General features: G+C 71.2%; 5 protein-coding genes. 1 reads left to right on the top strand and 4 read right to left on the bottom strand.

The genetic code is table 11. The features are described from left to right. Positions 1-391 precede the first annotated feature (391 nt). The 4 genes from ABD652_RS10575 to ABD652_RS10560 are packed head-to-tail and all read right to left on the bottom strand — an operon-like array spanning position 392 to position 6,213. A complete protein-coding gene (locus tag ABD652_RS10575; RefSeq protein WP_344721063.1) occupies positions 392-2,335 on the bottom strand; it encodes a glycoside hydrolase family 13 protein in 1,944 nt (647 codons plus the stop codon). Continuing rightward, positions 2,332-3,270, bottom strand: a complete 939-nt coding sequence (locus ABD652_RS10570) for a sugar ABC transporter permease (RefSeq protein WP_344721061.1) — start codon at positions 3,268-3,270, stop codon at positions 2,332-2,334. The genes ABD652_RS10575 and ABD652_RS10570 overlap by 4 nt, the downstream gene beginning before the upstream one ends. Position 3,271: 1 nt before the next feature. After that, entirely contained in the window at positions 3,272-4,951 is a 1,680-nt protein-coding gene (locus tag ABD652_RS10565) for an ABC transporter permease subunit (RefSeq protein ID WP_344721058.1), read from the bottom strand. 2 nt (positions 4,952-4,953) lie between these two features. Continuing rightward, positions 4,954-6,213: a sugar ABC transporter substrate-binding protein gene (locus ABD652_RS10560; RefSeq protein WP_344721055.1), complete on the bottom strand. Its 1,260-nt coding sequence runs from the start codon at positions 6,211-6,213 to the stop codon at positions 4,954-4,956. Between the two features lie 234 nt (positions 6,214-6,447). Between ABD652_RS10560 and ABD652_RS10555 the strand changes: the two genes are divergently transcribed. Further along, on the top strand, positions 6,448-8,220 hold the full coding sequence (locus ABD652_RS10555; protein ID WP_344721052.1) for a glycoside hydrolase family 13 protein: 1,773 nt from the start codon (positions 6,448-6,450) through the stop codon (positions 8,218-8,220). Positions 8,221-8,228 lie beyond the last annotated feature (8 nt).

Raw genomic sequence — 8,228 nt, 5'->3', positions numbered from 1 at the left:
ACCATCGGCTCCGGCGTGCAGCAGGTCGCCGACGGGACTGTGACCGCAGGCAGTCCCTGCTGATCGGCGCCGGCGCGAGCCGAGGATGACCTCCCGGCCGGATGCCGGCCGGGACGAGACCTCACAGGTGCCGAGACCTTCGGCCCTGTGAGTCGGGAGCGGGGCGGCGTCGGAGCGATCCGGCGCCGCCCTGCCGCCAGCCCGGTCGCGTGGCCCGCTCGACCCCGGCACCGCAGACGATGACTCTGTGGCATGTGTGGGAATGACGACGTATTCCCACACATGCCACAGAGTCATCGAGGCACGGGAGGCACGGGAGGCACGGGAGGCACGGGAGGCACGGGAAGGGCTGGAAGGGGCTGGGGGCGGGGCCTCGAGAGGAGGCGCCGCGTCACTCCGGCACCGGAACCCCGGCCAGCCGCCAGATGCCGCAGGCCGGCCCCTCGGCGGACAGGTGCACCGAGCCGGAGCAGGAGACCAGCCGGACGGAGCCGTGGAGCCGCTCGACGGCGTCGTCGGCGTCGCCGGCGGGATCCAGCCCCGGCAGCGCCTCCTGCGGGATCTCGAAAGCCGTCGCCGCCGAGCACGCCAGCACCAGCACCGACTCCTCGGCCGACTCGCGGAGGAAGACCACCGCGTCGTCGTCGACATGGACCCAGCGCATCCCGCCGGCGGCGAGGACCGGATGCCGACGGCGCAGCCCGACCAGCTCCCGGCACAGCGCCAGCCGCTCGGCCGCCGCCGGATCCCGGTGCTCGAGGCCCCAGGGCATGGGCGTGCGGCTGAGCTCTCCGTCGGCGCCGGTCAGGCCGAACTCGTCGCCGGCGAAGAGCATCGGCACCCCCGGCAGCGTCATCATCAGCCCCAGCGCCACCGGCACAGTGCCCTCAGCGGCATGGGTGGCGAAGCGGGCCGTGTCATGGGTGTTCAGCGGCTGCATCGTCCCCAGCCGGATCCGCCAGGGGATCCCGGCGGAGAACCGGGTGACCGAGGCGGCGAAGTCGGCCGCCGTGCCGGACGGGATCCCGCCCAGCGGCTGGCCGAAGAACCAGGGCTCGGAGCTGGTGCCGCCGTCGGCGGTGGTGTGCGGCACGCCGTCGGGAGCGCAGAGCCAAGCCCACAGCGGCCGGGTGACGAGGACATAGGTCATCGCCCCGTGCCAGGCGTCGCCGGTGAGATCCTCCGTGGCGTCGTTGGTGGACTCGGCCAGCAGCGCCGTCCCGGGGGCGACGCGGTCCATCGTCCGGCGCAGGATCTGCCGGACCTCGGCGTTGAGATCCACCTCGCGGAGCCGCCCGGTCATGCTGGCCACATCGATCCGCCAGCCGTCCAGCGCCGCAGGAGGACGCAGCCAGCGGCCGACCACCGAGTCCGGCCCGTCGATGAACCGGCGCCGCAGCTCGGCCGAGGACCAGTCGAGCTTCGGCAGCGTGGGCGTGCCCAGCCAGGACTCGTACCCCGGGCCGCGCTCGCCGTCAGCGCCGTCGTCGTCGAAGAGATAGAACTCCCGCTCGGCGGAGTCCGGATCGGCCCGGGCGGTGCGGAACCACTCGTGGCCGTCGCCGGTGTGGTTCGTGGTGAGGTCGCCGATGACCCGCATGCCGCGGGCGTGGGCGGCGGCGGTGAGCCGGGCCAGCGCCTCGTCGCCGCCGAGCAGCGGGTCGACCTGCTCGAAGGTCGTCGCGTCGTAGCGATGGTTCGACGCCGCCGGGAAGAACGGGGTGAGGTAGAGCAGGTCGACCCCGAGAGCCTCCAGATGATCCAGCTTCTCCACCACTCCGTCCAGGTCCCCGCCGTAAAACTGCTGCACGCGGGAGGGCATCACCGGGTCCACCGGGTCGTGCCAGGCGGCCAGTTCCGCCCAGTCGGGCGCGGCGCGCGCGTCGGCGGCCGCCGACCGGGCGAAACGGTCCGGCACGATCTGGTACATCACCGAGGCGGCGAGCCAGTCGGGCGAGGTCGGTGCGGCGAGCAGCGCGAAGTCGTCGACGTCGCGGCCCTCCAGACGCTCCAGACCCGCCTGGTTCAGCCAGAGCACCTCGCCGGCGCCGGTGCGCAGCAGCCAGCGGTAGCGGTGCCGCGGGTTGTGCACGGTGACCTCGGCCTGCCACCACTGCCATCCGCCGGCGGTGCCGAGCGGTCGCGCGGCGTCCCAGGCCGGCTCGCCGTCGGGAGTCGACCGCACGGTGACGGCCTTCAGGCCGCCGACGGACTCGAGGAAGGCCGTCGGCACGCGCAGCCGCAGCGCGACCCGCTCGCCGAGCGACGGCGCCGAGGACGAGACGTGCAGCGGCGAGCCGTCGTGGTGGGGGAGATGGGGGAGAGGAGCGGTCACTTCACGCTCCCCGAGGTCAGCCCGCCGACGATGTACTTCTGCAGCGCCAGGAAGAGCGCCACCGGGATGACCGAGGCCAGCACCGCCCCGGCGGAGAACAGCGACCAGTTCTGCGAGGTCTCCTGGGAGACGAACTGGTAGAGGCCCACCGCCAGCGTCTGCTTCTCCGGATCGATGAGCAGCACGGAGGCGATGACGAAGTCGTTGGTGGTCGCGATGAACGACAGCAGCGCGACCACCGCCAGGATCGGCGAGACCAGCGGCAGGATGATGGTGAAGAAGATCCGCGCATGGCCGGCGCCGTCGATGCGGGCGGCCTCGTCGATGGAGGTGGGGATGGTGTTGAAGAACCCATACATCAGATAGGTGTTCACCCCCAGCGCCCCGCCCAGGTAGACGAAGATCAGGCCGACCTGGCTGTTCACCCCGATGGCGGGGAAGACGTCGCCGATGGTCAGCATCAGCAGGAAGATCGCCACCATCGCCAGCAGCTGCGGGAACATCTGCACCAGCAGCAGGCTGATCAGCCCGATGCGCCGGCCGGTGAAGCGCATCCGGGAGAACGCGTAGGCGGCCAGCGCGCCGAGCAGCACGCTGCCGGCCGAGGCGGTCAGCCCGATGAACAGCGTATTGCCGAACCACGCGGCATAGGGCTGCTGCGGCCGGTCGAAGAGTTCGACGTAGCTGTCCAGGCTGATCTCGGAGAACAGCGAGTTCGCCGTGATCAGCGTGCCCCCGGAGCTCAGCGAGGCCGAGAGCACATAGACCAGCGGGAACACCGAGAAGACGACGACGGCAGCACCCACCAGGTGGCGCCAGCCGGTCTGGCGCCACCAGACCCGTGCGGGGCGGCGGTGGACGACGTCCCGTCGGCGAGCTGGGGGCGGGGTCGGGGTCGGGATCCCCGGGCGGGCCGAGGAGGGGGCGGTGGTCATCTCAGTTCAGCTCCTCGAGGGACTTGGTGCGGCGGAAGGCGATGACCGACACAGTGCCGACCAGCAGGAAGATGAGGATCGCGAAGGCGCTGGCCAGTCCGTAGTCCCGATCGGCGCCGACGAAGGCGACCTTGTAGACCAGGGTGATCAGGATGTCGGTGGCTCCGGCGTTCACCCCGGCCTCGATGTCGCGCGGGCCGCCGCCGGTGAGCATGTACACGAGCGTGAGGTTGTTGAAGTTGAACGCGAAGGCCGAGATCAGCAGCGGCGCCAGCGAGACCAGCAGCAGCGGCAGCTTGATCAGGCGGAATGCCTGGAAGGGCTTGGCTCCGTCCATCTGTGCGGCCTCGGTCAGGTCCTCGGGCAGCGCCTGCAGCGCGCCGGTGCAGACCAGAAACATGTAGGGGAAGCCCAGCCAGAGGTTCACCAGCAGGATGCTGGCCTTGGCCAGCCACGGATCGGTCAGCCAGGGGATCTGTATCCCGCCCAGCAGCACGTTGTTGATGAAGCCGAACTCCTCGTTGAGCATGCCCGCCCAGACCAGCGCCGAGAGGAACCCGGGGAAGGCGTAGGGCAGGATCATGATCAGCCGGTAGTAGCGTCGGCTGCGCATCCGGGGGTCGTTGAACACCACCGCCAGGAACAGCCCGAGCACGAAGGTGGTCGCCACGGAGAGGAACGCGAAGGCGAAGGTCCACAGTGTCACCGACAGCAGCGGTCCGCGGATGCTGGAGTCGGTGGCCGCGCGGAGGAAGTTGTCCAGCCCGACGGCGATCCGCCAGCCGGGCATCAGCTCCTCGCCCTCCGCGGACACGAACGCGCCGTCGCCCTCGTCGACGTAGACGGTGCCGGTGGCGGTGTTCGTCATGGTGTCGGCGGACTCGTCATACACGTACTGCGAGACGTACTGGTAGGCCGACTGGGCATCCTGGGTGCGGAGCACGCCGTCGTTCGGATCCTCGCCGAGGGGCACCGCCAGCTCGGTGATCTCCTCCTGGCGCTCGATCCGCTCGCCGAAGTCCAGGATGTCGTGGCCGCCGAGTTCGACGATCTCCCCGCCCTCGACGGCGGCGTCGTCGACGGGCCGCAGCGGCTGCTCGGCCGTGCCGACCAGCACCTGACCGTCGGGGTCGGTGGGGTCGACGACGGCGAAGCTCAGCTGGCCGAAGCGCTCGGCGACGGTGAGCGGGTAGGTCGGCGAGTCGGGGACCCGCTCCTGGTTCTGGAGCATGATCGCTTCGATCGCGTCCTCCTTCGAGCTGTTGTGCCCGGTGGAGTAGTTGGTGAACGCGACGTATCCCGAGTACAGGACCATGAAGATCTGGAAGATGACCAGGAAGAACACCCCGGGCGCCAGGTACTTCGCCGGCAGGGCCCCGCGACGCAGGTAGATCCAGGTGAGGAGTCCGGCGACGGCGACCACCAGCCCGGCGGCCAGCGGCTCGTCCCCGGTGAAGAGCACCATCGCCGCGTAGACGGCCACGGCGTCGAGGGCGCCGAGCGCGAGGATCTTGACCAGCAGCATCTTCCAACCGACGGAGGCGGCCTCGGCGAGTCGGCCCGCCCGCCGCGACCGGCCGTCGCCCGGCCGCCGGGTCGGCGGCTCGGATGACGCCCCGGACGCGGATCCGGACGCGGACGAGGGGTCGGTGTCGGCAGGAGTCGTGGAGAGCGTGCTCATGATCACTCGTCGATCGAGGACTGGATGTCCTCGGCCATCCGGGTCCAGAGGTCCTCGGGGTCGCCCTCGCCGTCGATGACGGCGGCCTCGGCGGTGCCCCAGTGCTCCCAGACGGCGCCCATCTCGGGGATGCTGGGCATCGGGACGGCTTCGGCCCCGACCTCACCGAAGCCGGCGACGATCTCGTCGGACTCAACGGCGGCGTCGAAGGACTCGGTCAGCGCCGGCGCGCGTCCGCCGGTCTCGTAGAGAGCGGTCTGCACCTCGGCCGAGCCGACGTAGTCGGTCAGGAAGGTCGTCGCGGCGACGACGTTCTCGCTCTTGGCCGAGAGGAAGAAGCCCTGCACGCCGACGAACGGCTGGGCCGGCTCGTCGCCGGGGGCGGGGATCGGGTCGACCTGCACGTCGATGCCGGCCTCCTGGGCGGCAGGGACGTTCCACGGGCCGGTGAGCAGGAAGGGCGAGTCGCCGGCGGAGAAGGTCTCCAGCACCAGGTCGCCGTCGATGGAGGTGTTCAGCACCTCGGCCTCGCCCTGCTCGGCGAGCCAGGAGGCGAACTCCACGCCGCCGGCGTCGCCGATGGTCAGCTCCTCCGGGTCGTAGGCGCCGGCGTCGTCGGTGCCGAAGACATCGGCGCCGAAGGAGGTCTGGAAGGGGTAGAGGTGGTACGGGTCCGCCTCATTGGGGTCCAGGCCGACGACGAAGGGGTACTCGGCGCCGGACTCCTCGCCCATGCTGATCATCTCGTCGTACGAGCCGGGGGCCTCGGGGGCGAGCTCGGAATTGCGCAACAGCGCGATGTTCTCCATCGAGTAGGGCAGCCCGTAGGTCTGGCCCTCGTAGGTCCATGCGTCGACGGCCACCTGCTGATAGTCGCCGGCGGTGTCGCCGAGCTCGATCGGGGCGGCGACCCCGTTGGTGACCAGCGTGCCGAGCCAGTCGTGGGCGCCGACGGCGATGTCCGGGCCCTCGCCGGTGGGCACCTGCGAGACGAACTGGTCGCGGATCTCGGCGAAGTCCTTCTGCACCAGCTCGACGTCGATGCCGGATTCGTCGGTGAAGTCCGCGGCGGCATCCTGCAGGACCTCGGCGCGGTCGGCGTCGACCCAGACGGTCAGGCTGCCCTGCGCCTGGGACCCGTCGCCCGAGGACGACTCGTCGGCCGCGGAGGTGTCAGTGCCGCCGCCGCAGGCGGTCAGCAGCAGGGCCCCGCCCGCGAGGGCGGCGGTGAGGCTGGTGGCTGATCTGGCGTTCCCCATCATGATGGTGCGTCCTCTCTGGTGACAGTGCGGCGCTGGCAGCGAGCGGAGTGATGCGGATCACTGCAAGCGGTTCCAGTATGACCGGGAGGCAGATGGGGCGCAAGCACATGTTCCGAATGCTCCGCGCAGGGCATCGGACGACTGATTCCTGCTGGAGCAGGCATCATGCGCAGCTTCGGTAGTCTTCTCGGCCGGCGTCGTGCGTTATGGAACCGATTGCTCTAAGATACCTCCATGACGCCTTGCAGCCCTGCACAGCCTGACGTCGACGCGAGCACTGGCCGCCCGTGGTGGTGGTCGGCGGTGATCTACCAGATCTATCCACGGTCCTTCGCCGACGGCGACGGCGACGGCGTGGGCGACCTGCCCGGCCTCACTGCTCGGCTCGACGCCGTGGCGGAGCTCGGCGTCGACGCCCTCTGGCTGAGCCCGTTCATGGCCTCGCCGCAGGCCGATGCCGGCTATGACATCGCCGACTACTGTGCCGTGGACCCGCTGTTCGGCACGTTGGAGGACTTCGACGCCCTCGTCGCCGCGGCGCATGCCCGCGGGCTGCGGATCATAGTGGACCTGGTGCCCAACCACTGCTCGGCCCAACACCCGTGGTTCCGGCGGGCGCTGGCCGCCGCTGAGGGCTCGGCGGAGCGCGAGCGCTTTCACTTCCGCGACGGTCGCGGCTCCGACGGCGAGCTGCCGCCCACGGACTGGGAATCGGTCTTCGGCGGCCCGGCCTGGACGCGGATCACCGAGCCCGACGGCCGGCCCGGTCAGTGGTATCTGCACCTCTTCGACGCCTCCCAGCCGGACTTCAACTGGCAGAGCCCCGCGGTCTGGGAGGAGTTCCGCCGCATCCTGCGCTTCTGGCTGGACCGCGGCGTCGACGGCTTCCGCGTCGACGTCGCGCACGGGCTGGTCAAGGACCCCGCCTTCCCGGACTATCGGACGGGTCCCGCGTCCGGTTCGATGGGCGGCGAGGGCGCGCCCGCGCCGTACTGGGAGCAGCCGGGGCTGCACGAGATCCTGCGTGACTGGCGCCGGGTGCTCGACGAGTACGACGGCGACCGGGCGCTCTGCGGCGAAGCCTGGGTCTCGACGATCGCGAAGACGGCGCTGTGGGTCCGGCCCGACGAGATGCACCAGACCTTCAACTTCCACTACCTGGAGACCCCCTGGCGAGCCGAGGCCCTGCGCGAAGTCATCGACGACTCGCTGGGGGCCTTCTCCTCGGTGGGAGCGCCGAGCACCTGGGTGCTGTCCAACCACGACGTCGTCCGTCATGCCACTCGGCTGGGGCTGACCGCCGAGAACCCGCAGGGCGAGGGGATCGGCCCCGACTTCCCGGGGCTTCCAGACCCGGAGCAGGCGCTGCGCCGGGGCCGCGCGGCCACTGCGCTGATGCTGGCGCTGCCGGGCTCGGCCTATCTCTACCAGGGGGAGGAGCTGGGGCTGCCCGAAGTGCTGGACATCCCGAACGACGCCCGGCGGGACCCGACGTGGTTCCGCACCGGCGGCGCGCGCTACGGAAGGGACGGCTGCCGCGTGCCGCTGCCCTGGGAGGCCGAGACTCCGGCGGCCGGTTTCAGCCCGTCGGGGCGCAGCTGGCTGCCGCTGCCCGACGACTGGGGACGGCATGCCCGCGACCGGCAGCAGCACGACCCGGACTCGACCCTCTCCCTCTACCGCCGGCTGCTGAGCCTGCGGCGCGAGCACGGGCTCGGCACCGGGCGGCTGCGCTGGCTCGACCCCGCCGGGCTGCTCGGCCCGCGGCAGGAGCCGGAGCGAGCGGACGCCGGAGAGGGCGGCGAGGCGGGAGACGCCGCGGCGGCTCGGGACGCGCTGGCGCTGCAGGTCGGCGACGTGGTGGTGCTGGCCAACCTGGGCGCCGCACCGCGGCCGATCCGCGCGGCGGGGGAGATCCTGGTCGCCAGCGCACCGACGCCCGGGCGGATGCTGGGCGGCGACGCCGTTGTATGGTTGGACTCGCCCGACGTCCCCGAGACCCGCTGAAGGACGAG

This window comes from Nesterenkonia halobia (genome assembly GCF_039536005.1).
Classification (GTDB): domain Bacteria; phylum Actinomycetota; class Actinomycetes; order Actinomycetales; family Micrococcaceae; genus Nesterenkonia; species Nesterenkonia halobia.
The sequence above is the reverse complement of the archived record's forward strand: the minus strand, read 5'-3'. Positions and strand labels throughout refer to the sequence as shown.

Excerpts from the sequence above, each read along its gene's own strand:
- ABD652_RS10560 (WP_344721055.1), bottom strand. The coding sequence starts at position 6,213 with ATGATGGGGAACGCCAGATCAGCCACCAGCCTCACCGCCGCCCTCGCG.
- ABD652_RS10570 (WP_344721061.1), bottom strand. The coding sequence starts at position 3,270 with ATGACCACCGCCCCCTCCTCGGCCCGCCCGGGGATCCCGACCCCGACC.
- ABD652_RS10565 (WP_344721058.1), bottom strand. The coding sequence starts at position 4,951 with ATGAGCACGCTCTCCACGACTCCTGCCGACACCGACCCCTCGTCCGCG.
- ABD652_RS10555 (WP_344721052.1), top strand. The coding sequence starts at position 6,448 with ATGACGCCTTGCAGCCCTGCACAGCCTGACGTCGACGCGAGCACTGGC.